General features: G+C 71.7%; 25 protein-coding genes. 9 read left to right on the top strand and 16 right to left on the bottom strand.

What is annotated here, in order from left to right:
• Positions 1 to 271: 271 nt before the first annotated feature.
• Positions 272 to 739, top strand: a complete 468-nt coding sequence (locus L6E10_RS09515; protein WP_236218838.1) for a GreA/GreB family elongation factor — start codon at positions 272 to 274, stop codon at positions 737 to 739.
• Complete coding sequence (locus L6E10_RS09510; RefSeq protein ID WP_236218836.1) at positions 729 to 1,013, top strand: DUF3040 domain-containing protein; 285 nt, start codon at positions 729 to 731, stop codon at positions 1,011 to 1,013. Before L6E10_RS09515 ends, L6E10_RS09510 begins: the two co-directional genes overlap by 11 nt.
• Before the next feature lie 366 nt (positions 1,014 to 1,379).
• Here the strand turns inward: L6E10_RS09510 and L6E10_RS09505 are convergent, their stop codons facing one another.
• On the bottom strand, positions 1,380 to 1,895 hold the full coding sequence (locus L6E10_RS09505) for a DUF664 domain-containing protein (protein ID WP_236218834.1): 516 nt from the start codon (positions 1,893 to 1,895) through the stop codon (positions 1,380 to 1,382).
• A 52-nt stretch (positions 1,896 to 1,947) separates the two neighbouring features.
• Positions 1,948 to 3,126: a PP2C family protein-serine/threonine phosphatase gene (locus L6E10_RS09500; protein ID WP_236218832.1), complete on the bottom strand. Its 1,179-nt coding sequence runs from the start codon at positions 3,124 to 3,126 to the stop codon at positions 1,948 to 1,950.
• 129 nt (positions 3,127 to 3,255) lie between these two features.
• Here L6E10_RS09500 and L6E10_RS09495 point away from each other — a divergent pair, with 129 nt between their 5' ends.
• The 3 genes from L6E10_RS09495 to L6E10_RS09485 all read left to right on the top strand — a co-directional run bounded on the left by L6E10_RS09495 (position 3,256) and on the right by L6E10_RS09485 (position 5,572).
• The gene (locus L6E10_RS09495; protein WP_236218830.1) at positions 3,256 to 3,714 is read left to right on the top strand and encodes a MarR family winged helix-turn-helix transcriptional regulator; all 459 of its coding nucleotides are present in this window, start codon (positions 3,256 to 3,258) and stop codon (positions 3,712 to 3,714) included.
• Positions 3,715 to 3,837: 123 nt separating this feature from the next.
• Positions 3,838 to 4,254, top strand: coding sequence for an ATP-binding protein (locus L6E10_RS09490; RefSeq protein WP_308102743.1), 417 nt, complete (start codon positions 3,838 to 3,840; stop codon positions 4,252 to 4,254).
• A gap of 106 nt (positions 4,255 to 4,360) precedes the next feature.
• Positions 4,361 to 5,572 carry a PP2C family protein-serine/threonine phosphatase gene (locus L6E10_RS09485; protein ID WP_236218826.1) on the top strand — a complete coding sequence of 404 codons (1,212 nt, stop codon included), beginning with the start codon at positions 4,361 to 4,363 and terminating at the stop codon, positions 5,570 to 5,572.
• Between the two features lie 121 nt (positions 5,573 to 5,693).
• Here L6E10_RS09485 and L6E10_RS09480 read toward each other — a convergent pair whose 3' ends face one another.
• Positions 5,694 to 7,016: an MFS transporter gene (locus tag L6E10_RS09480; RefSeq protein ID WP_236218824.1), complete on the bottom strand. Its 1,323-nt coding sequence runs from the start codon at positions 7,014 to 7,016 to the stop codon at positions 5,694 to 5,696.
• A 259-nt stretch (positions 7,017 to 7,275) separates the two neighbouring features.
• Between L6E10_RS09480 and L6E10_RS09475 the strand changes: the two genes are divergently transcribed.
• Positions 7,276 to 8,439: an LLM class flavin-dependent oxidoreductase gene (locus tag L6E10_RS09475; protein ID WP_236218822.1), complete on the top strand. Its 1,164-nt coding sequence runs from the start codon at positions 7,276 to 7,278 to the stop codon at positions 8,437 to 8,439.
• A gap of 6 nt (positions 8,440 to 8,445) precedes the next feature.
• On the opposite strand, the gene L6E10_RS09470 is transcribed toward L6E10_RS09475, so the two are convergent.
• From L6E10_RS09470 to L6E10_RS09460, 3 genes are all read right to left on the bottom strand, one after another.
• The gene (locus L6E10_RS09470) at positions 8,446 to 9,396 is read right to left on the bottom strand and encodes an alpha/beta hydrolase (protein ID WP_236218820.1); all 951 of its coding nucleotides are present in this window, start codon (positions 9,394 to 9,396) and stop codon (positions 8,446 to 8,448) included.
• Positions 9,397 to 9,421: 25 nt separating this feature from the next.
• Positions 9,422 to 10,360, bottom strand: a complete 939-nt coding sequence (locus tag L6E10_RS09465) for an NADP-dependent oxidoreductase (protein ID WP_236218818.1) — start codon at positions 10,358 to 10,360, stop codon at positions 9,422 to 9,424.
• A 106-nt stretch (positions 10,361 to 10,466) separates the two neighbouring features.
• Positions 10,467 to 10,934, bottom strand: coding sequence for a cupin domain-containing protein (locus L6E10_RS09460; protein WP_236218816.1), 468 nt, complete (start codon positions 10,932 to 10,934; stop codon positions 10,467 to 10,469).
• A gap of 158 nt (positions 10,935 to 11,092) precedes the next feature.
• On the opposite strand from L6E10_RS09460, the gene L6E10_RS09455 reads away from it, so the two are divergent.
• Positions 11,093 to 11,590: a MarR family winged helix-turn-helix transcriptional regulator gene (locus tag L6E10_RS09455; protein WP_236218813.1), complete on the top strand. Its 498-nt coding sequence runs from the start codon at positions 11,093 to 11,095 to the stop codon at positions 11,588 to 11,590.
• 2 nt (positions 11,591 to 11,592) lie between these two features.
• Here the strand turns inward: L6E10_RS09455 and L6E10_RS09450 are convergent, their stop codons facing one another.
• The 8 genes from L6E10_RS09450 to L6E10_RS09415 form a co-directional block, all read right to left on the bottom strand.
• Entirely contained in the window at positions 11,593 to 12,834 is a 1,242-nt protein-coding gene (locus L6E10_RS09450; protein WP_236218812.1) for an ATP-binding protein, read from the bottom strand.
• A gap of 28 nt (positions 12,835 to 12,862) precedes the next feature.
• Complete coding sequence (locus L6E10_RS09445) at positions 12,863 to 13,717, bottom strand: helix-turn-helix domain-containing protein (protein ID WP_236218810.1); 855 nt, start codon at positions 13,715 to 13,717, stop codon at positions 12,863 to 12,865.
• A 67-nt stretch (positions 13,718 to 13,784) separates the two neighbouring features.
• Positions 13,785 to 14,018, bottom strand: a complete 234-nt coding sequence (locus tag L6E10_RS09440; RefSeq protein ID WP_236218808.1) for a hypothetical protein — start codon at positions 14,016 to 14,018, stop codon at positions 13,785 to 13,787.
• A gap of 316 nt (positions 14,019 to 14,334) precedes the next feature.
• Positions 14,335 to 15,582, bottom strand: a complete 1,248-nt coding sequence (locus L6E10_RS09435; RefSeq protein WP_236218806.1) for a PHB depolymerase family esterase — start codon at positions 15,580 to 15,582, stop codon at positions 14,335 to 14,337.
• A gap of 137 nt (positions 15,583 to 15,719) precedes the next feature.
• Positions 15,720 to 16,649: a PDR/VanB family oxidoreductase gene (locus tag L6E10_RS09430; RefSeq protein WP_236218804.1), complete on the bottom strand. Its 930-nt coding sequence runs from the start codon at positions 16,647 to 16,649 to the stop codon at positions 15,720 to 15,722.
• A complete protein-coding gene (locus L6E10_RS09425) occupies positions 16,646 to 16,798 on the bottom strand; it encodes a hypothetical protein (protein ID WP_236218802.1) in 153 nt (50 codons plus the stop codon). The genes L6E10_RS09430 and L6E10_RS09425 overlap by 4 nt, the downstream gene beginning before the upstream one ends.
• A complete protein-coding gene (locus L6E10_RS09420; RefSeq protein ID WP_236218800.1) occupies positions 16,795 to 17,829 on the bottom strand; it encodes an aromatic ring-hydroxylating dioxygenase subunit alpha in 1,035 nt (344 codons plus the stop codon). Before L6E10_RS09420 ends, L6E10_RS09425 begins: the two co-directional genes overlap by 4 nt.
• Positions 17,830 to 17,920: 91 nt before the next feature.
• Positions 17,921 to 18,688 carry an IclR family transcriptional regulator gene (locus tag L6E10_RS09415; RefSeq protein ID WP_236218798.1) on the bottom strand — a complete coding sequence of 256 codons (768 nt, stop codon included), beginning with the start codon at positions 18,686 to 18,688 and terminating at the stop codon, positions 17,921 to 17,923.
• A 206-nt stretch (positions 18,689 to 18,894) separates the two neighbouring features.
• Here L6E10_RS09415 and L6E10_RS09410 point away from each other — a divergent pair, with 206 nt between their 5' ends.
• Complete coding sequence (locus L6E10_RS09410) at positions 18,895 to 19,227, top strand: hypothetical protein (RefSeq protein ID WP_236218796.1); 333 nt, start codon at positions 18,895 to 18,897, stop codon at positions 19,225 to 19,227.
• A gap of 21 nt (positions 19,228 to 19,248) precedes the next feature.
• Here the strand turns inward: L6E10_RS09410 and L6E10_RS09405 are convergent, their stop codons facing one another.
• On the bottom strand, positions 19,249 to 21,564 hold the full coding sequence (locus L6E10_RS09405) for a beta-L-arabinofuranosidase domain-containing protein (protein WP_236218794.1): 2,316 nt from the start codon (positions 21,562 to 21,564) through the stop codon (positions 19,249 to 19,251).
• Between the two features lie 534 nt (positions 21,565 to 22,098).
• On the opposite strand from L6E10_RS09405, the gene L6E10_RS09400 reads away from it, so the two are divergent.
• Positions 22,099 to 22,794: a glycoside hydrolase family 11 protein gene (locus L6E10_RS09400; protein ID WP_275676302.1), complete on the top strand. Its 696-nt coding sequence runs from the start codon at positions 22,099 to 22,101 to the stop codon at positions 22,792 to 22,794.
• A gap of 69 nt (positions 22,795 to 22,863) precedes the next feature.
• Here the strand turns inward: L6E10_RS09400 and L6E10_RS09395 are convergent, their stop codons facing one another.
• The gene (locus tag L6E10_RS09395; protein WP_236218792.1) at positions 22,864 to 24,021 is read right to left on the bottom strand and encodes a mandelate racemase/muconate lactonizing enzyme family protein; all 1,158 of its coding nucleotides are present in this window, start codon (positions 24,019 to 24,021) and stop codon (positions 22,864 to 22,866) included.
• Positions 24,022 to 24,067 lie beyond the last annotated feature (46 nt).

Genomic DNA, 24,067 nt, shown 5'->3' with positions numbered 1-24,067 from the left:
CGGGCCGACGCGCCGCTGACCGACGACGAGCGGGCCGAGCTTGTGCGGCTGCGCAAGGAGAACGACTTCCTCCGCGTCCAGCGCGACATCCTCCTGCGCGTCGCGAGCGACTACGCCCACGACTTCGAAGCGGTGCTGCGCCGCAACGACCCCTGACCCCTTTCCGGTCCGTGCGGGCCGTGAGCCGATCCGCCGGCTCGCACGGACATCCCGCCGTCAGGGCGGAGCCCTCCCAGTCCGCCCTGACGGCACCTTCCGCCACGGAGGCATCATGACCAGCACGACCCCGCGCGTGTGGCTGTCGCCGCAGGCGCACCACCGGCTCCGCGACGAGCTTGCGGCCCTTCTCGCGTCTCCCCGCACCAGTGAGGAGAACGACGACCACGGCTTCACCTCGCGCCGCGACCGGGAGGTCCGCATCCGCCAGATCAACGACCTCCTCACCCACGCGGTCGTCGGCGAGGACCCGCCGGACGACGGCGTCGCCGAACCCGGCATGGTGCTCACCGTCCGCTTCGACGACACCGGCGAGACGGAGACGTTCCTGCTCGGCACCCGCGGCGCCGAGCACGGGACGATCGAGGTCTGCTCACCGGACTCCCCGCTGGGAGCGGCCCTGAACGGTGCCCGGCAGGGGGAGCGGCGCACGTACCGGACTCCGAGTGGCGCCGCGGTCGTCGTCAGCCTGATCGGCGCCGTGCCCTACGGCAGGGCGCACGAGGTGCGTCGTGCTCAGTGACCGCGAACGCGAGGCGTTGTGCGAGATCGAACGCACCCTCTCCGACGAGGACCCGGGGCTCGCCCGGACCCTGGCAAGCGCACAGCGGCCCGCCGCGCGGCGACGCCGGCAGCGCGTCCGCACGGCGATCATGGTCGTTTCGGCGGCGCTCACCCTGGTCGCGCTGGCGGCCGGGCACCTGAGCGGTGCGATCGCCTGCGCGCTGGTGGCCGGGTGGGCGTGGGCCGCCCGGCAACGCCTGATCGGCACCGAGGCTCCGGGCCACCGGATGTAGGCAGGTCTTGCCGATGCGGAACCACGGCACGTGGAACCAGGGTGGGTGCCACCTGGACCCACGTGCCGGAGGACCGCAAGTCAGCGAAGAACCGCCGGCCAACCGGTGTACGCGGGCGACGCCCGCCGCTCCTCGACCCCGCCGTGCCCGGTCCGCTGCACCGGGTCGGCCTGGCCCGCCTGGGGCTGCCGCTGATCGACGTGACCGACCCGGCCGGCCTGGCGGCGGTCTGCGCCGAGGAGCGCCACACGTTCCTGTTCGTGGCCGCGGCTGGGTGCGGCGAGCGGCGTTCCGGTCAACCCGCTCGCGATCTCCTGACCGGTCTCGGGTCCCGGCGGTGCGCCGCCAAGGGCGCGTTCCCGGCCGTCAGCTCTCCGGCAGGAGACCGCGCACGAAGGCGGCCTGCCCGGCGTGCTGCAGGTCGTCCTCGATGACGCTGACCAGGCGCACGACGCGGGTGACCGGCGGGTCCCACGACTCGTCGACCACCTCGGACATGGCCTCCGGCTCCACCCCGCGCAGGTACTCGCGCGTGCGGGCGTACACGGCCCGGTGGTAGCCGAGCAGCAGCTCTGACGACGCGACCACGGCGGCGACCTGCTCGTCGTCGTGGCCGTAGCCGGTGTCCTCGGGCGGGAGCGGCAGGCCGAACCTGTCCGCCCAGCCGTCGGCGGTCCAGACCTGGCCGGTGCCCGCCAGGCCGGCGACGTGGTCGTCCTGGACGCGGGTCAGGTGCCAGACGAGCCAGGCGATCGAGTTCGCGGAACCGCCCACGCGGTGCGCGAGCTGAGAGGTGGACAGTCCTTCGAGGACTCGTCCCACCGCCTGCTGAACCCGGTCGAAGCCGTCGAGCACCACGTCCGCCGCGCTGATCTCACCCATGATCCCGTCTACCCGCGGCGGCGCGGTCCTGCACCTGCCGCAGGCGGGCGGATCAGGCCCCGGCGCCGTGCCAGTCGAGGCACAGGACCATCGCGTCGTCCTCGGCGATCCGGTCGCTGCGGTGCCCGGAGAGCTGCTGGAGGATCTCCCTCGGCACCTGCGCGGCGGGCAGCAGCCGGGTCACGCTGATCGCCCGCGCCAGCGCGCGTTCGCCGTAGCGCTCGCCGGCGGGGGAGGCCACGTCGTGGACGCCGTCGCTGACGAAGATCAGGCGGTCGCCCGGGCGGACCTGGAACTCCTGCGGCGCGTACTGCGTGTCCTCGAACATGCCGAGGGGCAGCTGGTCCTCGAACGAGATGCACTCGACGGCGCCGTCGCGCAGGCGCCACACGCTGGGCGAGCCCGCGTCGATCACCTCGACGCGCCCGGTCTTCAGCTCGAACTGCAGCAGCAGGACGGCGACGTGCAGCCGGCCCGCGTGCTGGCCGTAGATCGCCTGGTCGGCCAGCGCTGCCTGGTCGGCGAGGGAGACCCCGGCGCGGCGGGCGTTGCGCAGCGCGTTGACGGCGAGGTTCGTGAGCAGGGCGGCGTCGATGCCCTCGCCCATGCCGTTCGTGACGGCCAGCGTGAGGTGCTCGGCGGAGGTCGACCAGTCGAAGTTGTCGCCGTAGATGGCGTAGGCGGGTTCCAGCTGCCCGCCGAGGTCGTACTCGGGACGCCGGCAGGACCTGCCCGGAAGCAGCTGCCACTGCATCTCCGCCGCGAGCGTCAGACGCGCCGCACGCCGCGCCTGGAGGTAGAGGTCGGTGTCGCGTTCCGCCACGACGATCTCGTGGCCGAGGGTCTGCGCGATCCTGGTCAGCTCCGCCACGTCGCCCGGTTCCGGCACGTCCGGCAGGTCGAGCGCGAGCACGCCGAGCCGGTCGCCGCGGACGGTCACCGGCAGGTGGACCGTCACCGCGGTGCCGCCGCGGTGCTCGACGAACGCCTGCTGGGCGCCGAAGGCCTGGCCGGGCGTGCTGCCGTTCACCGGGATCGGACTGCTCGTGTACGGCAGCTCGGCGACCGGCTGCAGCATGGTCAGCGCGTAGTCGGCGAGCAGGAGCTGCACCGCGTCCGCCCGGTACAGCTGTCTCAGGTGGACGCGCGCGACGTCGAGGAGCGCGTGCGGTGCCGCGGCTCTGAGAGCCTCCTCGACGACGAGGTATCTGTTCACCGCTTGTGCGGTCACGGTGTGTTCCTGCTTTCTCTGTGCGGGTGCCGGTCAAGCATCGCGGACGTGGCCGAACATGACACCGGACCACGTGGATGCGACAGTGGACACGTGAACCGGATTCGGCAACACGCCACTGTTGACGACGTGCTCCAGGTTCTCACCCAGGTCGTCGAGCAGATCGAGGTCATGTGGGAGCGGAGCAAGGACGCCTCGCCCGCCCCGCTGTCGGTGTCCCAGCTGCGCGTGATGTTCGTGCTCGAGAACTCCGAGGGCGCGAACCTGCGGGCCCTCGGTGAGGCGCTCGACGCCGCGCCGTCCTCGGTGAGCCGGCTCTGCGACCGGCTGCAGGCGGTCGGCTTCCTCGAACGCGGGCTGAGCACGACGAGCCGGCGCGAGGTCGTGCTGGCGTTGAGCGACCGCGGGCGCGCCTACCTGCAGGAACTGCGCGACCGGCGGCGCGAGCACCTCCGCGACGTCGTGGACGCGCTGCCGCCGTCCGCCCGGTCCACGCTGGTCTCCGGCCTGCGCCGGCTGCGGGACGCGGCGTCGTCGGTGCACCCGCTCGACGACGAGCAGGACACGACGGGCACGCAGACCGCCTGACCTCGCGCACGACACGCCGTCACCCGCCGTGCCAGGACGGTGCCCGCAACGCGACCTCCACTGCTAACGTTTGTCGTGCGACAATAGTTTAGTGACGAGCACAATGAGCGGCGGGGGCTCCGAGTGGCGACAGGGGAGGCTGCCGGGCGTACTCGCCGGATCGAGTCGGAGGAGGATCTGCTGAGAGCCCGGCACGCGGTGCGTGAAGCCGCCGTCCTGGCCGGCTTCGGCCTCATCGCCCAGACGAGGGTCGTGACCGCGGCGAGCGAGCTGGTCCGCAACGCCTACGTCCACGGTGGCGGGGGCGCCATGACCATCACCCACCTCGTGGCGGTGGGCGGCCGCCGCGGACTCCGGCTGCGTGTCACCGACCACGGCCCCGGCATCGGCGACGTCGACGCGGCGCTCGTCGACGGCTTCAGCACCGGTGTGGGACCCGGCCACGGACTCGGGGGAGCGCGCAGGCTGGTCGACGAGTTCACCATCGACACGGTGGTGGACGAGGGCACCACCGTCACCGTCGTGGGGTGGGCCTCGTGACCGCACCCGCCGCGAGCCGGTCGCGACCCGGCCGCCCCGCGGATCCGGAAACATCCGCCGTGCCGCCCCACCCCGGCGCCCGGCACCTGCTACGGAGTTCGATCTGATGACAGCTGAGGGACCCATCACCTCCGTCACGGCCGATGCGGTTCGCGCCCTGCGTGCACAGGTCCGCTCGTTGTGCGACGAGCACGACGTCTCCGTGGAACTCCGCGCCCGGCTGGTGCTCAGCACGACGCTCCTCGCCCGGGACGGCCTCGTGGCCGAGCCCTTCACCGCGCACGGTCAGCTCGACGGACCGGTCCTCGTCGTGACCGTGCCGCTGGCGGCGCCCTTGGACCGCACCCGTCCGCTGAACCTCCCCCTGCTCCCCGAACCCGTGGACGCACCCGCCGCCGTGTGGCGCGTGCCGGCGTGGACGGGGCCGCGCGGTGACAGCGGGCCGGACCCGGCGGACGACCAGAGCGCGACCGAGGCCGAGCTGAGCGCCCTCGTGGCGCGCACGGACGCCCTGGAGCGCGAACACCTGCAGCTCAAGCACGAGCTCGCCGAGACCAACAGCGGTGTCGTGGCGATGTACGTCGAGCTGGAGGACCGGGACGAGCAGCTCCGCACCGCGCACGCGGTGATCTTCCGCGAGCTGGAGGACGCCCTGCGCCCGCCACCGCCCACCGTCGAGGGCGTCGAGCTCGGGGTGCACTACAGGCCCGCGGACAAGGACGCGCCCACCGGTGGCGACCTCTACGACTGGTTCGTCCTCGCGGACGGCACCCTGCAGATCACGATCGTCGACGCAGTGGGCCACGGGGTCACCTGCACCCGCAACGCCCTCAACGTCACGCACACCATCCGCACCCTCACGCTCGACGGCTACCCGCTCGAAGACCTGGTCCGCCGCGCCGCCGAGATCAACGAGACGCTCATGGCCACCGTGCTGGTCGCCCGGCTCGACCCGCGCACCGGTGCGCTGCGCCTGGCGGGCGGCGGCCACCCGCCCGCCCTGCTGGTCTCCGCGACGGGGCAGTCGGCCTACCTGCAGGCCAAGGGGAGGGGCGTGGGCTTCCCCGACCCCGGCAGCCACGAGATCCACAGCACCACGCTCTCGCCCGGCGACCTGCTGCTGCTCTACACCGACGGCCTCGTCGAGAGCCGCGGTGACGTCGACGAGGGCGAGATCCGTCTCGCCGACACCGCCAAGGCACGGTCACGGCAGCCCGTCGGCACGTCGCTCTCCGCCATCGTCGAGGACATGCACGACGTCGTGCTCTACACCGACGACACCGTCCTGCTCGGTCTTCGCTTCCAGGGTCTCGCGTAGCGAGAGCGGGTCCGTGCCGACTCCCGTCGTCGTCGACGAGCCGGTCTCCGAGCCCGTCGGGAGCACGCGGGCGCGCTCGACCGGCCCGCGCCGCTGCCGTCCGGACCCGGCGGTGGACCGCTCAGGTCCGCAGGTCCACTCCCCGCGGCTCGCGGACCAGCGACACCGCGACGAACGACACCACCGACAGCACCATGATGTAGACGCCGACCGACACCGCCGTGCCCGTCGACTCCACCAGCGCCTGCGCGATCGTCGGGGCGAACGCGCCGCCGAGGATCGCGCCCAGCGCGTAGCCGATGGACACACCCGAGTACCGGACCTGCGTCGGGAACATCTCGGCGTACATGGCGGACATCGGCCCGTAGGACAGGCCGAGGCCGAACGACAGCACGACGACCGCCAGCACGAACAGCAGCAGGTCGGCGGTCTGCATGAGCAGGAACATGGGGATCATCCACACGAACAGCGCGGCGTACCCGATCTGGAACGTGCGCACGCGGCCGATCCGGTCGGACAGGCCGCCGGCCCAGAGGGTGAACACGAGCCAGCCGACGGCGCCCGCGACGGTGGCGGCCAGCACGGACGGGCGGGACAGGCCCAGTTTCGTGCCGTAGCCGATGAAGTACGCGATGAGCAGGTAACCGGCGGCGTTGTTCGCCACGAAGATCAGCGCGGTGAGCACGACGTTGCGGGTGTGCTCGCGGAGCAGGTCGCGCAGCGGCGCCGACGAGTGCGCCCTGCGCGTCAGCATCTCCTGGAAGACCGGGCTCTCCTCGACGATCCGGCGGATGACGTACCCGCCGGCGATCAGGACGACCGAGAACAGGAACGGGACGCGCCAGCCCCAGGACAGGAACTGCTGCTCGGTGGTGAGCGTCGTCGTCAGCCACAGCACGCCGGTGGCGAGGACGAGTCCGATGGGGACACCGATCTGCGGGTAGGCGCCGAACAGCCCGCGTTTGCCTGTGGGGGCGTGTTCGACGGCCATCAGCGCCGCACCGCCCCACTCGCCGCCCGCGGAGAAGCCCTGCACGATCCGCAGCAGCACCAGCAGGACCGGCGCCGTGACGCCGATGCCCGCGTACGTGGGCAGCAGACCGATCAGCGTGGTCGCGAGGCCCATCATCAGCAACGTGAGCACGAGCATCCTCTTGCGCCCCAGCCGGTCGCCGAACCGCCCGGCGACGATCGCGCCGAGCGGGCGGAACAGGAAGCTGATGCCGATGGTGGCGAGCGAGACCAGCTGGGCGAGCCCGGACGACTCCGCGCTCGCCGGCGCGAAGAACAGCGGCGCGAACACCAGGCTCGCGGCCTGCGCGTAGATGAAGAAGTCGTACCACTCGACGGTGGTGCCGGCGAGGGTGCTCGCCAGGACCCGGCGTTCCTCCCTCGTCCTGGCGGACCTCGGGGCGTGGACGGTGTCGCGGGCTGGTTCGGGCATCGGAACCTCTCCGTTTCGACGATCGCGTGGACCGCGCCGGCGACGGTGGTGGCGCTCGCGACCGCCGCCGACCGCTCGATCATCGCGCAGCGGGGCCTGCCGGGTCATCGGATCGCCGAACCGGGACGCTTCGCCCGTTGTGGGCCGCGGCGGCACACCGCGGACTGGTCCGTTCGGGAGATTCGCGTCGCGCGGCGTAACGGCCCGCTCGCTCACGGAGACATCAGCCTTGGTGTCCGCGCGAGGTGGAGGTCCGCCGATGAAGATCGACCTGTTCAACGAGATCCAGAACCCCGGCTCCGCCTCCGAGCAGTTCCGCTTCCGGCAGGCACTCGACCAGGCCCGCCTCGCCGACGAGCTCGGGTACGGCTGCTGGTGGCAGGTCGAGCACCACGGCGCGGGCGAGTTCAGCCTGTCCTCCGCTCCCGAACTCGTGCTCGCCGCTCTGTCGCAGCAGACGTCCCGCATCCGCCTCGGTCACGCCGCCGTGCTCGCCCCCGGCCGCTTCAACCACCCGATCCGCGTCGCCGAACGCGCCGCCACCCTCGACCACCTGAGCGGTGGCCGCGTCGAGCTGGGCCTCACCCGCTCCACCATCCCCGAGTGGAACCTGTTCGGCATCGAGCCCGCCGACGCCCGCGCCCAGACCGCCGAGGCGTTCGAGATGGTGCCGAAGATGTGGACCACCGACCGGTTCTCGCACTCCGGCGAGCACTACGACATCTCCGACGTCTCGATCATCCCCAAGCCGCTGCAGACCCCGCACCCGCCGCTGTGGCAGGCCGCCGCCTCCCCGACGTCCTTCGAGGAGGCAGGCCGCCGCGGTGTCGGCGTGCTCGGCACCACGATCTGGGAGTCGATCGACCGGGTCGCCCGGATGATCGACCTCTACCGCGCGGCCGCGGCGGAGTGCACCTCGCCGGTCGGGTCGTTCGTCAACGACCAGGTCGCCTACTTCACGTTCGTGCACTGCGCCGAGACCGACGAGCAGGCGATGCGCAACGGGGCGGCGGCCGCCGCGGCCTGGTACACGGTGACGGCGCTGCGGTTCTTCAACGCCGCCGCCGAGTTCGCCGCGACCATGCAGCGCCACCAGGACATCCTCGCGGCCGGCGACGGCGGCCTGACCGGGGAGTTCCTGCGCGCCGAGGTGGATGCCGCCCCCACCGAGGCGCAGCTCGTGATCGGCCGGATCATCCAGGGCGAGGACGTGCCGGAGGACGAGCTGTTCGAGGTGCTCTCGGCCCAGCAGTCGCTCATCGTCGGCAGCCCCGAGACGTGCCGCGAGAAGCTGCGCGCTTACGCGGACCTCGGGATCGACCGGTTGATGTGCCTGCAGCAGATCGGCCCGATCGGGGCGGACGAGGTGATGACGAGCATCAGGCTGATCGGTGAGCTGATCCCGGAGTTCGACCGGTCCTGACGGCCGCTAGATCGACCTGAGCACGCGGATGCGGTCGGCGACGGCCCGCCGGGCCACACCGGAGTCGAAGGCGATCGAGTCGAACTCGTGCGGTGCGCCGGGGTGCAGGTGGAACTCGACCGGAACCCCGGCACGGCTGAGCTTCGCCGCGTAGGCCAGGTCCTCGTCGCGGAAGACGTCGAGCTGGCCCACCTCGACGTAGGCGGGCGGCAGGCCCGTCGCGTCCTCCAGCCGGGCGGGTGCGGCCGTGGCGGGGACGTCGGGCCCGCCGGCGGCGTCACCGAGCAGCGCGGGCCACGCGGTGAGGTTGTCGTCGTAGGACCACAACGCGTAGGGCGCCACGTGCGGGTCGACCTCGGTGGTGCGGTCGTCCAGCATCGGCATGACGAGGACCTGCCGGGCGATGGCCGGGCCGCCGCGGTCGCGGGCGAGGATCGTGAGCGCCGCCGCCATCCCGCCTCCGGCGCTGTCGCCCATCACACCGATCCGCGCGGGGTCGACGCCCAGCTCGGCGGCGTGGTCGTGCAGCCACCGCAGCGCCGCGTAGGCGTCCTCGAGCGGGGTGGGGAAGGGGTGTTCGGGCGCGCGGCGGTACTCGACGGAGAGCATCGGCACGCCGCTCGCGGACACGTACCGGGAGACGGGCCCGTCGAACAGGTCGATGTGACCGAAGATGTAGCCGCCGCCGTGGAAGAACAGCACCGCCGAACCGGGTGCCGAGCCTTCCTTGGCGTACCAGCGCATCGTGATGCGCGCGCCGTCGTCCGCGGTGGCGTGGTGGTCGGTGGTGGTGACGTCGGCCGGGACCGGCTGGGCCGTCCCGGCGGCGCCGATGATCGGCTCCCACAGGGCCCGGCGCGCCTCGACGTCGCCCACGGCCGGTGGGGTGGCTTCCGCCATCGCGCCGGCCATCGGGGCCAGCGCGGTGGCGATCTCGGGGTCCAGCCCGAGTGTCATGGTGTGCTCCTTCTCGGTGGGGTGGTCAGGAAACGAGGAAGACGACCTTGCCGGTGACGCCGCCCGACGCCGCCTGCGCGTGGATCTCGGGCAGGTCGGTCAGCGGCACGCGCCGGGCCACGTCGACGCGCAGGTCACCGGAGTCGACCAGCGCCACGAGCTTCGCGAGCTGCTCGGCGTCGCTGCGGACGTAGAGGTTGACGCCGCGCACGTCGCGGTCCTCGTCGGCCGGCGCGGGCATCCAGATCGTCGTGTTGACGACGGCTCCGCCGGGGCGGACCACCGCGGGCAGCTGCGCCAGGACCTCCGGGGCGACCGGGGCGAGGTTCAGCACGAGGTCGACCTGCTCGCTCACCGCCGAGAGCACGTCCACCGCGGTGTGGTCGACGACCTCGTCGGCACCGGCGGTGCGCACGGACTCGGCGCTGCGCGGGCTCGCCGTGGCGATGACGTGGGCACCGGCCTGCTTGGCCAGCTGGACGGCGTGACCGCCGACCGGCCCGCCCGCGCCGTTGACCAGTACGCGCTGCCCGGCCCGCAGCCGACCGTGGTCGAAGAGCGCCTGGTAGGCGGTGAGGCCCACCACCGGCAGCGCGGCGGCGTCGGCCAGCGGGATCTTCCCGGGCGCCGGGGACAGGGCGGCGGCCGGGGCGATCACGTACTCGGCCGCCGCGCCGGGCTTGGTCATCGGCAGGAAGCCGATCACCTCGTCGCCGACCGCGAGGCCCTCGACGCCCTCGCCGAGCACGTCGACCGTGCCGGCGACGTCGAGACCGGGGGTGTGCGGCAGGTCGACCGGGATCGGCCCCTGCATGACGCCCAGGCGGATGTTGCCCTCGACGGGGTTGAACGTCGTGCCCGCGACGCGGACCAGGACCTCACCGGCCGCGGGGACGGGCCGCTCCACGTCCTCGTACCGCAGGACCTCGGGACCGCCGAACTCGTGGAAGCGCACTGCCTTCATGACTGCTCTCCTCGCTGTTTGCTTCGAACTTGAAGCATCTGGATCCGAGAGTAGACCTGCTTCGAATTCGAAGCAAAGTGACGTGTGGCACGTCGTGGAGCCGGCGTCAACGGGGAGGGCCGAGCACGACGTTGCCGGAGATCTCGGCGGCCTCGGCGAGCAGCGGCAGCGGGATCTCGAACCCGTCGGGACGCGGCGTGCGCAGGTCCCGGCCGGCGTGGCGGAACATCTTCTCCAGGCCGCCGGGAGTGGAGATGAGCAGCAGGTCGGCCCTCTCGGAGGTGATCCGGTAGCTGTGCGGGACGCGGCGGGGGAGGAAGACGATGCCGCCTTCGCGCAGTTCGTGCTCCTCGTCGCCCGCCCACACCAGCGCGGAGCCGGACAGCAGGAGGAAGACCTCGTCTTCGTTGTGGTGCAGGTGCCACGGCGGCGCTTCGCCGAAGCCGGCGTCGAAGCGGCCGACCGTCAGCTGCCCGCCGGTCGCCTCGGCGTCGAGCAGGACGCTGACCACGCTCCCGCCGATCCACTCGAGTCGTTGCTGGTCCTCGCGCTGGGCGAGGTGGGGAATGCTCAAGATCGTCCTCGGGCCGGTGGGGACAGCGCTCCCGTCCCCCTGCCCGCACACCCTGGTGTGCGTCGCGTCCGGTGGCCACGGCCTCGCTGTGCCCACCTGTGTCCAACACTGCCCAGCTCGGCCCTGCTCCTTCGAATTCGAAGCAGTAAACTGCCGCCATGGCCGACTCACCGCCGTCGCTCGACCCCGTTCAGCTCGGCGCCTACTTCGCCCTCGTCGAGGTGACGAGCCTGCTGCGCCACGCCGTCGAGCAGCAGCTCAAGGAAGCCGGCGACCTGAGCTACGTGCAGTTCCAGCTGCTGGCGCGGCTCGGGGACTCGCCGACGGGCAGCCACCGCATGACCGACCTGGCCGACGGTGTCGTCTACAGCCGCAGCGGCCTGACCTACCAGGTCGGCCTGCTGGAGAAGGCGGGGCTGGTCGAACGGGCGCCGTCCGCCGACGACGAGCGGAGCGTCACGGTCACCATCACCGAAGCCGGGCGCACGCTGCTCGCCGCGGTGCTGCCGGGTCACGTCGAGGTCGTCAGCGGCCTGCTCTTCGAACCGCTCTCCCGCGACGACGTCGTGGCGCTGGCCGGGCTGCTGGCGCCGGTGCGCGACCACATGCGGTCCGCCCCGCCGCGGTCGGCGGCGCCCCGCCGCCGCAAGAGCTGACGTCACCGGGCGAGGAGGTGCTCGACGAGCCGCTCCCTGGCCAGGGCGAGGTGGCGCCGGTAGGTGCCGTAGGGCACGCCCAGCCGTCGCGCGGTCGCCCTGTGGGTGCCGGACGCCGCGAGGTACGTGGCGGTGACGGCGTCGTGCGCCTTGACCCCGGCGGGATCGGTCCGCAACGCCTCGACGGCCGTCGTGATGGCCGCACGCAGGTCCGAGACGGGATCGGCCGAGCCGGGCGGCACGAGGTGCGACCGCAGCAGGGCGCTGGTCTCGAACTCGCGCGGAACACGCCACGTGCGCAGCGCTTCGAGCACCCCGTCTTCGAAAGCGTTGCGCGGCAACGGATCGCGTGCGGCCGCGGTGTGACTCACCGCGACAGCGGCATGCAGGTCCTCGTGGCGGCCGGGGTCCCGCCAGCGCAGGTCGGCGTCGAGCGTGGCCCGCACAGCGTCGTGGGGAACCAGCCCGTCCGGGGTGGCCTCGACGTAGGGCTGCCGGCGCAGCCACGAGAACACCGTCGTGGCGTCGTCGTCGCCCAGCACCGCGCGCAGCACCGACTCGCGCGTGACGCGGGCCAGCGCGAGGACGTCGAGCCCTCGCCGGTGAACGGGGCTCGGCACCTCGCCCACCAGCCGGTCGACCAGCGTCGTGAGCACGTCACCGGTGGGTTCCCAGCTCGCGGTGGACGCGGCGAGGGCGAGGACGAGCGGGTTGCCGCCCGCGAAGGTGAGCACGGCGCCGCGCCGGTGCGGGGCGAGCCCCCGTGCCGCGAGCAGGGCGTCGGACGCGGCGGCGTCGAGCGGGCGCACCACCAGCGCGGTGAAGGTGCGTGCCCATCCCGGATCCAGCGTCCACTCCGGATCGGGAGCCGTCCTGCCCGCGAGCACCACGGCGCCGCCCTCCGCGAGCCGGGGCAGGACCGTGTCGCGCAGCCGCGGTTCGAGCTGCCGGAGCCGCTCGACGCCGTCGACCACCAGCACCGCACCGGCCTCCACGCACGCGAGTGCGGCGGCCTCCTCGACACGGCGCTGATCGTCGTCCGCCCGTGCGTCCACGTGCACCACCTCGCGCCCGGCGAGCCGCGCCCGCCGTGCGAAGTGGTGCAGCAGCACGGACTTTCCGATGCCGCCGGGCCCGTGCAGGTGCGCCACGCGCGAGCCGCCGGCCAGCACCCGGTCGAGCACCGCCACCTCGGCATCCCTGCCCACCAGGTCCGAGTTCCGGAGCGAGGCTGTGATCGGCACCGCCCCAGGATCGCCTCGGCGCGAGCGGTCAGCCTGGGCCAGGTTGGCCCACCCTGACGACCGGGGGCCCGGTGCGGGCGCGGACGACCTCGCGCAGCCGTCCCGCGTCGGGCGACCCCGGCGCGGCGGTGAGCACCACCGCCTGGAGGTTGTCGCCGGGCACCTCCAGCATCGTGCCGTCGAGCGCGATGTCCCCCACGCCCGGATGCCGGAACACGGCACGAGTGTCGTAGGAGCCCACGGTTCGCGGCGCACGCCACAGCACGTCGAACGACCGGCTCGTGGTCCGCAGCTCGCCGACGAGCTCGGCCAGCGCCTCGTCGGCGGGATAGCGCAGGACCGCGTCGCGCAACCGGGAGGCGAGCGCCACCCGGAAGATCCTCGCCTGGTCGTCGTCGCGGCTGATCCCGCCGTGGGCGTCGGAGAACGTGCGCCAGGCGATGTTCCAGTCCCGTGGCCGCCGGTTCGACGCGCCGGCCCCCAGTGCCGACCACGCGCTGTTGACGGCGACGACGTTCCACGCCGCGTCCGTCAGGAACACCGGGGTGTCGGCGAACCGTTCGAGGAGCCGCACGGCCGAGGCCCCGGCCTCGCCCGGCACACGCCCGTCGGCCGCGGCGTACCCGGCCAGCGCGCACAGCCGTTCGTACTCCACCGGCCCCAGGCGCAGGGCACGGGCGATCGCGTTCACCACGGCCGCCGACGGGTGGCGGCGCCCCTGCTCCAGCCGCCGCACGTGGTCGGCCGACACCCCGGCCAGCTCGGCGAGCTCCTCCCGCCGCACCCCGCGGGTCCGCCTGCGCCCCGGTGGCAGTCCGATCGCGGCGGGATCGGTGGTCTCGCGCAACCGGCGCACCTCCGCGCCGAGATCCTGCAACGCCATGACGCCAGTGTCCTTCATGGAGCGCGCGCGACGTCCCGACCGCCTCTCGCGGACGCGATCGCCTGCGTCAGCCGAGCTCCTTCAGGACGGCGTCGAGCAGGTGGGGCTTGAGCTTCTCCGGGCCGTACCAGGTGGTGCCGATCTCCTTCGCCTTGACCGTTCTCGCCTGGCCTACCAAGACCCGGTAGTGGGCCCAGATGGTCTTGGCGTCCACGTTGGGTGTGCCGGCGGAGGGCTTGGTGGAGATGAGCGGAGCGATCAGGACGGCGCTCTCGCCGTCGGCGGTCAAACCGGTCTTCAAGACGACGATCTTCTTGCCCCTGTGACTTCTGACGACCCCGGCCCGCAACGACGGCACTGGTTCCCCCTCCGGCGTGATGTAACCGTGACCGTAGACAGGAGCCGAGGCGTTCGGGAGGTCTGATCGGACCAACCGCCGCCCCGGCCCGGGTCACACCTTCAGGTGAAGTGGGCCCGCCACCGCGAACCGACGCGCTTCATCGGCCGAACCTGCGGGTGCGCGGATCCGCCAGATGCGGTTCAGCCGGTTCGGGACGGCGCCACGCATGCGTCCCTGTGCGTCCGTCGAAAACCGAGCGGACGCACAGGGACGCGGTTCAGCCGGCAGCGCAGGCTGTTCCGTTGAGCGCGAACGCCGAGGCAGCGGCCGTGTTGCCCGTGTGCGTGCCCTGGAAGCCGATCTCGACCGCTCCTCCGGGCGCTATCGCGGCGTTGTGGCCGGTGTCGCGGGCCGTGACCTGCCCGGCGGCGGGGGAGTAGGTGGCGTTCCAGCCCGAGGTGATGGTCTGGCCGGCGGGCAGGGTGAAGGCGAGCGACCAGCCGTTCACGGGAGCGCTGCCGGTGTTGGTGATCGTGAGGCTTTCCACCAGGCCGTTGTTCCACGCGGTGACCTTCGCCCCGACCGAGCACGGTCCCGGGGCCGGGCCGGGGGAGCCGGTGATGCCGAAGAACTCCAGTGCGACGGCGGCCATCCCGGACGACGGCAGGGTGTGCCCCGCGCCCTGGACGCTGTAGACCTCGACGTCGGCGCCGTAGCGGCTGCGGTTCCAGCCGGGGCGCGGGGTGTCGGTGGACGTCGGCGTCTGGCCGACGCCGAACACGTCCGTCCACTGCTCCATCGACTCCTGCAGCAGGGAGTACGGCACGAGCGTGTCGGCGGTGCCGTGCCACAGCTGCACCTTCGGGCGCGGTCCGGTGAAGCCCGGGTTGACCCGCCGCACGGAGTCGCCCCACTGCTGCGGCGTGCGGTTCATGCTCCCGCCCGTGCACCGGCTGCGGCCCGGCGGGTAGTCGGCGGCGTTCGCGAAGCAGTCGAACGGGACGCCCATGAACGCCGCACCCGCCTTGAAGACGTCCGGGTACAGGGCGAGCATGTGGTTGGTCATCATGCCGCCCGAGGACGACCCGGTGGCGAACACGCGGCTCGCGTCACCGCCGTAGCGCTGCACGACGTGGTTGACCATCGAGACGATCGAGACGGGGTCGCTGCCGCCACCGCGCCTCTTCGCCGCCTCCGACCACGTGTCGAAGCACTTGCCGAACCCCGCCTCCTGCTGGGCGCTCGGGTAGATCACGACGAACCCGAGCCGGTCGGCGAGCGAGGCGAACTCGCTGCTCGAGTGGAAGCCGGGGCCGGAGCCGCCGCAGCCGTGCATGGCGACCACGACCGCGGGCTTCGCGGGGCGGGCGTCCGGCACGTAGACGTGCATGCGCATGCCGCCGGGGTTGTCGCCGAAACCGGTCACCTCGGTCAGCGCCGCCGCAGAGGCCTGCGGCGTGACCAGCGCGCAGGCGAGCAGGGCGCTGCCGAGGAGTGCTTTCCAGGTGGTGCCACGTGTCGTCATCGTCGACCTCCGGTCAGGGTTCCGGATCTCCGAGCGGCCCGAAGGTATTCATATCTTTGACGGACGTCAATTTTTTGACGAACATCATGCTGCGCCGTTCGACGAACGACAGGGGGCGAACCCGGCGCCCGACCTGCTCAGAGGTCGAGCACGAGCCGTGTCGAACGCGACCGGGACACGCAAATCATCATCACGTCACCGGACTCCTGGTCCTCCGGCGTGAGGACCGAGTCGCGGTGGTCCGGGACGCCGTCCAGCACGACCGTCTCGCAGGTGCCGCACGTGCCCTCCCGGCAGGACGACAGCACCGGCACGCCCTCCGCCTCGACCACGTCGAGCACGGACCTCCCGGCCGGCACGCGCAGGACCGTGCCCGTCTGCGCCAGTTCGACCTCGAACTCCTCCGAAGAGCCCTGTGCCGCAACGGTCTTCGGTGAGAACCGCTCGACGTGGAGGGAACCGCGGGGCCAGTGCGCGCAGCGCTGCTCGACCGCGCGCAGCAGCGCTTCCGGCCCGCAGCAGTACACCGCGGTGCCCGGCGAGGGCTGCCCCAGCACCGCGTCCAGGTCCAGCAGCCCGCACTCGTCCTGGGGGTGGATCTCGACGCCGGCCAGCCGTTCCAGTTCCGCGCGGAACGCCATGGACGACCGCGTCCTGCCGCCGTAGACCAGCCGCCAGTCCTGCTCGGCCGCCCGCGCCCACGCGATCATCGGCAGGATCGGGGTGATCCCGATGCCGCCCGCGATGAACAGGTAGCGCTTCGCCTCGACGAGCTCGAAGTGGTTGCGCGGCTCGCTCACCTCGACGTGCTGCCCCTCGGCGAGCACGTCGTGCACGTGCCGTGATCCGCCGCGCCCCCCGGCTTCCCGCAGCACGGCCACCTTCCAGGCCGAGGTGTCCGCCGGGTCACCGCACAGCGAGTACTGGCGCACCGGGCCCCCGGCCGGCACCAGGTCCACGTGCGCGCCCGGAGCCCAGGCGGGCAGCGCGCCGCCGTCCGGGCGCCGCAGCGTGAGCAGCACGACTTCGTCGGCGACGCGGTCCTTCTTGTCCAGCACCAGTTTCACGACGTGTGTCCCACCGGGTGCCCGAGCAGCCACTCCCACAGTTCGACCGGGTCCTCGAACTCGCGCTCGGCGGCGCAGTGGCACACCGCGTGGAGCCGGTCGGTGCCCGGCACCCAGTGGATGCGGAACACCCGGTTTCCCGCGGTCACGACCGGCCGCACAGCCGGCCCAGCATCCGGCGCGCGGCGAGCCCGCCGGTGTCGATGTTGATCGACAGCTCCTGGTGGCCCTCGGGTTCGTTCGCGATCACCTGCTCCAGGACGTTCAACGCCACGACGTCCTGCAGCACGACGGTGCGGTTGCTGTCCGCGAGGAACGCGGAGACCTCCTCGTCGCCGAGAGCGAAGTCCCGCGCCACGGCCCAGAAGTCGTGCGTCGAGGTCTCGGTCTCCGGTGTGATCGCGTAGACGACCTCGACGTGGAACGCGTCGGGGTCCGTGCCGTCGGCGCGGGGCACCGACCCGACCGGTGCGATGCGGCTGTGCAGCTTGTACAGGCACGGCGGCGTGTACTCGATGTCCTGCCAGCGGGCGATCCTGCCCTGCAGGCCGGTCGACTTGGCGTAGAACGGCGGGCACTCCGCGTCGTCCATGTGGCGCGACACGAAGACGATCCCGGCGTCTTCGTCGACCTCCGTCGTGATGGGGGTGGACGCGACCTCCGGTGTCCCGATGTAACCGCCGTGCAGGTACGTCTCGTGCGAGAGGTCCAGCAGGTTGTCGACGAGCAGCTCGTACCTGGCGTTCAACGGTTCCATGCCGCTGACGGTCGTGTAGCCGGGGTCGACGAGCCACGGTGCGCGCGGAATCCTTGCGGCGTCGGCCTTCGCGGGGTCGCCGATGAACACCCAGACGAACGAGTCCTGCTCCGCCACCGGGTACGGCAGCAGCCGTGCGGTGCGGGGGACGCGGGTCTGCCCCGGCACGGCGACGCACCTGCCGCCGGCGTCGTAGGTGAAACCGTGGTAGCCGCAGACCACCTGGTCGTCGACCAGCCGGGAAGGCGCCTGGGACAAGGGGAACCGGCGGTGGACGCACCGGTCCGGCATGGCTGTCACCACGCCGTCGCGGGTGCGCCAGAACAGGACCGGCTCACCGCAGACGGTGCGGGAGAACAGGTCGTGGGTGATCTCGGAGCCGTAGGCGGCGACGTACCACTGGTCACGCGGGAACCAGCTCATCGGCACTCCTCCTCGTGGTGGGAGCCACAGGGTGGCGGAGACCGGGGCCCGAGCCGTAGCACCGTTTCCGGAAAATGGAAGCTTTGCCGGATCACGTGGAGAGAGCGCGGGAGATCGCCTGGGCACAGGTGCGGACGAGACCGGCGAGCGCGTGCGCCGTGGTACTGCCGTACCGCACCACCAGGGACACCGCGGCGACGACCTCCCCGCTGCCGTCGCGGATCGGCGCGCCGACGGACAGCGCGTCCATCGTGACCTGGCGGTCGCTCACCGAGAAGCCGTTCGACCGCACGGCCGCGAGCATGCTGCGCAGCCGCACCGGATCGGTGACGGTCTTCTCGGTGTGGTGGTCGATCGGTCCGTTCAGGACCTCCTCCTGCACCTCGGGCGAGGCGTGCGCGAGCAGCACCAGGCCGACGCCGGTGGAGGTGAGGGCGAACCGGCCGCCGACGCGGGTGAGCACCGGCACCGCGCCGAACCCGGCGATCCGTTCGACGAAGACGACCTCCGTGCCCTCCCTGACGGCGAGCTGCACGTTCTCCCTGGTGATCTGGCAGAGGTCCTCCAGGTACGGCAGCGCGGTCTCGCGCAGCCCCGGGCCGCGGGGCGCGAGCGAGCCGAGCTCCCACAACCGAAGGCCGACCTGGTAGAGCCCGTCGTCGTCGCGTTCCACCGCACCCCAGGCGCACAGCTCCTGCAACAGCCGGTGCGCGGTCGACAGCGGCATGTCCGCGCGGCGGGCCAGGTCGCTCAGCGTCAGCGCGCGGTGCTCGGCGTCGAACGCGTCGAGCAGCTGCAGGGCGCGGCCGATCACCGGGCCCGTGGGACCCTTCGGACGGCCGCGGCGCTGCGTGCTCATCGCGTCATCTTCCACCGCGGTCCACGGCAGCGGCCACGATGGACGGTCCCGGGTGCACCGGGGACGGACCCTGCTGTCGGCGGAGGCGCATTCCGCGGCAGGGCATCGCGGACCGTGGTGCCGGCGTCCGGGGACCTCCGATCGAGGAACGCGGATGAACCCGGTGCGGCACCGGCTCGGTCTCGCGGGAGCACCACCTCATCGCGGTGGTTTCCACCCTGTGGCGTGGCGGCGCGAGCAACTCGATAGAGGCCTTCTCGGTCTCCGTGAACGGCCGGAAGCCCCGCACCGCCCCGGGCACCTCCGCCCCCTCGACGTGCTTCGCCGCGTTGAGCGTGGAGGGAGGGTTCCGCGCGGCCGACGTGGGGACCTCGCCCGTCGGGGGCCGGACCCTCCCCGGCGGTCAGCGGGTGCGCGGCACCGCGGGGGTGCGGGTGACCCGGACCGGCTCCGCGCCCGAACCGGGCGGCTCGACCACCTCCGGCCTCGTCGGCGGACACCCGCCCGGCATCGTGCCGATCACCCGCACCTCCGCCTGACCGCACCCGCGCCCGCTCCCGTCAGTTGGCGACCAGCCGCCAGCGGTTGTCCGCCGAGCCGTTGTCGGAGTCCTGCACCACCTGTGCTCCCGCGGCGGTGGACCCGTTGAGGATGCCGAGGAACTTGCCGCTGTGGGCGTTGCGGAGCTTGTGGGTGCCGTCGCCGTTGGAGATCAGCGTCCACCTGTGGTCGGCTGTGCCGTTGTCCGACCACTGGAGCGCTCGCGCGTTGTCGGCGGTGGACATGTTCTCGATGCCCAGCACCTTGCCGCTGTGGACGTTGCGCAGCCGCACGTCCGCCCCGTCGGTGACCAGCTGCCAGTTGTGGTCGGCCGTGCCGCTGTCGTGCCACTGCACGGCGAGTCCACCGTCTGCAGTGGACATGTTCTGGACGCCGAGCACGAGGCCGGTGCCGGCGTTGACCAGCCGGTGGCTCGTCGCGCCGCCACCGCCGGTGTTCCAGTAGACGGTGTAGTTGAAGCCGTGCGCGTCGTGGAACGGCCCGAGGTCGACCTGCGTCCCGTTCGCCCTCGCGGTGAACGCCAGGGACGACGAGCTGGTGCGGGTGACGGAGTTGACGTCGAGGGAGGGCGGCGCGGACAGCGCGGTGTTGCCGTAGTTGCCGGCCAGCACGGCCGGGCCGTAGGTGAGCGCGACGACGTTCGGGTTGTCGTTGGCGGGCTGGACGATCACGCGCATCGGCAGCCGCAGCGCCACCACGTCGCCGGACGTCCACGACCTCGTGAGGGAGGCGTACGTGCCGGGCGTGGTGGCGACGTTCTGGGCGACGCCGTTGACGCTGACGGTCGCACCCACCGTCCAGGCCGGGATGCGCAGCCGCATGGTCCACGACCCGCCCGCGTTGCCGGTGACGGTGAGCGTCGTCGTGTCGCTCGCCGGGTAGCTCGTGCTCTGGGTGACCGTGATGCCGCGCGACGACCACGTGAGCACCGACGGCGTGTAGAGGTTCACCGTGAGCGTGGTGCCGTTGTGGAAGTAGACGGAGTCGGCGAGCTTGGTGTTGGTCTCGATCCCGGTGCCCTGGCAGCACCAGAACGTGGTGTAGTCGGTGCTCCAGTTCCCGCCACCCCACGCCGGTCCGGTGTTGCCGCGCCGGTGGCCGGGGTTCAGGCCGGTGAAGTAGCAGATGTGGCCGTGCGGGTCCGCCGGGTTCTGCTGGCCGATCAAGTGGTTGAGCAGGGTGCGCTCGTAGTAGTCGAAGTACGCGGCCCGGCCGGGGTCGAGCAGCCACAGCTCGCGGGTCAGCTTGAGCATGTTGTAGCTGTTGCACGCCTCGCACGTGTCGGTGTTGAGGTAGGCGGCGATGGCGTTGGGGGAGCGGAAGTGCTCGGCCTGGCTGTTGCCGCCGATCACGTAGGTGTGCGCGCCGACGGTGATGTTCCAGGCGTTGACGGCGATGTCGCGGTAACGCGTCGTCCCGGTCGCCTTGTACTCGCGGGCCGCGCCGATCCACTTCGGCACCTGCGTGTTCGCGTGCAGGCCCGCCAGCCTGTCCTGGTTGGCGGCCAGCGGGTCGAACACCGCGGCGTGGTCGAACCGCTGCGCCGCCGCCAGCCAGCGCGCGTCGCCCGTCTGCTGGTACAGGTCGGCGAGCACGGCGTTCATCCCGCCGAACTCGGTGCCCAGCACCCTCTGCATCGTGCTGTAGGACAGCCGGGCCGTGCGCCAGTCCACCCACCCGGCGAACCGCAGCAGGACGTCGCGCGCCTGCGTGTTGCCGATGTACCGCCAGACGTCCAGCAGCCCGGCGAGGGTCTTGTGCAGCGAGTAGTACGAAACGGCTTTGGGGGACCCGGCCTCCATAGCGTCGAGGTCCGACTCCGGGAAACCCGACAGGTACCCGGTGTTGAACCCGGCCGCGGCGTTGTTCGCCTGGCACTTGGCCAGTTCGGCGACCACGTAGTTCGCCCTGTCCCTGCACGTCGTGTCGCCCAGCACCGCCCACGCCTGCGCCCAGGCCGTCAGGAAGTGGCCCTGGCTGTGGGTGCGGAACGGGAAGTTCGGCGCCTCCCAGCCTCCCAGGGCCGCCGCGCCGCCCGTGGACAGCCGGTGGTTGGCGCGGAAGTTGTAGAGCAGCCGATCGGGGTTGATGAAACGCAGGTAGGACAGCGTCCTGTTCTGGTTGTCGAGCCACCTGCCCGCCGTGAGCCGCACCTCGGAGAGGTCGAACGGAAAAGCCGACACCCCCAGGTCGCCCCGGACCGGAGGTGTTGTGGCCGCCTGTGCCGATCCTGCCGCCGGTAAAGGCACGGCGGTGGCCACGGCGGCCACGCCGGCGGCGTTCAGGAACCTGCGTCGACTCAACGGTGAGGACATGGGAACGCTCCAGTTGCTCGGCTGACGGCACCGGCGGCGGACGGCTCTGCGAGCGAACCTAGCCATGATGCCGTCTCGCAGTCAACGGCTGTTGTTAACGCTAACGTGGATCGATGAGCCATTCGACCACGGCTGATCAGCGATCGACGCGGCGTTCTGTGTTGGCCTGGCCGATGTCAGCCGAACAATTCTGTTAGCGCTCACACTTCGGAGTGGAGATCGACACGGGTCGCCTGGCCGGGTGATCGAGGTTCGGTGTTCGGCAAGCGGGGAAATGGCCGGAAAAGCGCGAGGAGTTCGGTCTGAAGGCAAAGCGACCCGACTTCCGCGACGCTAAAAGTTTTAGCGAGTTTCGAGATGTTTCCCCACTCGAACAGTCCGCGCTCGGAGAATTTTCGAAACTTCCGGAAATGGTCCGGCCGTCTTTCGCGGTGCTGTCGGCGCTGCTAGTGTCGGAATCGTCGCCCCTTACCTCGCCGGTCATTTCGCGCCGTCCGCTGCCGTACCACTCTCGATGAGGAGGGAGTACCGCACATGGTTCAGGCCACAGCCCGACCGAGCCGCGCCCGCGGCCGTCTCGCAGCAGGGGTCCGCGGTGCCTGCATCGCGCTGGTCATGGCGCTGACCCCGGGCGTCGCCGCCGCCGACGTGGGGATCACCGCCACCTGCTCGAGCCAGACCGGCAACAACGGCGGCTACTACTACTCGTTCTGGACCGACGGCGGCGGCCGGGTCTGCATGGAGTTCGGCAGCGGCGGCAACTACAGCACGTCGTGGAGCAACGTCGGCAACTTCGTCGGCGGCAAGGGCTGGAGCAACGGTTCGCGGCGAACCGTGAACTATTCCGGCAGCTTCAACCCGTCCGGCAACGCCTACCTCACCCTCTACGGGTGGACGTCGAACCCGCTCGTCGAGTACTACATCGTCGACAACTGGGGCAGCTACCGGCCCACCGGCAACTACAGGGGCACGGTGACGACCGACGGCGGCACGTACGACATCTACGAGACGATGCGCTACAACGCGCCTTCCGTCGAAGGCAACAACAAGACCTTCCCGCAGTTCTGGAGCGTCCGGCAGCAGAGGCGGACCGGCGGGTCCATCACCACCGGCAACCACTTCGACGCGTGGAGCCGCGCCAACATGCGGCTCGGCAACTTCAGCTACTACATGATCATGGCGACGGAGGGGTACCGCAGCAGCGGCAACTCCAACATCACCGTGAGGTGAGCGTCCCGTCACCTCGCGACGGGAACCGCCGTCCCCCACCGCACGACCTGCGGTGGGGGACGGCGGCACCTACTCGAACACCCCGTAGCCCGCGACGGCGTGCGCCCGGACCCCGTCGAGGTCGAGCTCCACGCCGATGCCGGGGGCGTCGGGGAGGGTGATGTAGCCGTCCTTCACGATCGAGCCGCTCCCGTCGGGGGCGTGGACGTAGCTGTCCCACATCTCCCGCTCCTCCAGGGCGTGCCACTCCTGGACGAAGAAGTTGGGGATCGCCCCGCACTGGTGCGAGGTGGCCATCGTCCCCAGCGGCGTCGACACCAGGTGCGGTGCGAACGGGATGTAGTGCATCTCCGCGAGGTTGGCGATCTTCTTCGCCTCCGCGAGACCGCCGCACTTCGGCACGTCCGGCTCGATGACGTCGACGGCACCGCGTTCGAGCAGCTCGCGGAACCCCCACCGCAGGTAGAGGTTCTCGCCCGCGCAGATGGGCGTCCGGGTCTGGGCGCGCACCCGCACCAGCGCGTCGACGTTCTCCGCCGGGATCGGCTCCTCGAGCCACATCAGTCCGAACGGTTCGAGCTCCCACGAGATCCGGCACGCGCTCGGCACGTCGTAGCGGGCGTGCAGGTCGATGGCGAGGTCCACGTCCGGCCCGATCGCCTCCCGCACGGCCGCCACGCGGTCGACCATCGAGCGCAGCTCGGCGGCGTTCACGGTGTGGTTGAAGGGGTCGTACTTGGCCGGGTGGTGCAGGTCGTCGATGTCGAACTTCAGGGCGGTGAAGCCTTCGGCGACCATCCGCTGGGCCCGGTCGACGCAGCCGGCGACCGAGCCGGCCGGGTCGTCGCCGTCACCGCAGTCGGCGTAGAGGCGGATCCGGTCGCGGAACTTCCCGCCGAGCAACCGGTGCACGGGCAGGCCCGCGGCCTTGCCCGCGAGGTCCCACAGCGCGATCTCGATCCCGGACAGGGCGATGACGAACACGCCGCCCTGCGGACCCGCGAAGACCTTGTTGCGCCGCAGCTTCTCCCAGCACCGCTCGACGTTGCGAGGGTCCTCGCCGAGCAGCAGGGGTGTCAGTGAGTTGATCATCCCGACGACGGCGCCCGCGCCGGCGTCGGGGTTGGCCTCGCCGAACCCGCTGAGGCCCTCGTCGGTGTCTATCCGCACCAGCGTGGCCTCACCGTGGTAGGCGACCACCGCCGTTGTGACGTTCACGATCCGCATTGCTCTCCCGTCGCCGGGTGGTGCACAGGAACGGACTGTCGCGATC

This window comes from Lentzea sp. CC55, from assembly GCF_021056325.1.
Taxonomy (GTDB): domain Bacteria; phylum Actinomycetota; class Actinomycetes; order Mycobacteriales; family Pseudonocardiaceae; genus Lentzea; species Lentzea jiangxiensis.
Note: the sequence above shows the minus strand (reverse complement) of the source record. Positions and strands in the feature narration are given on the sequence as shown.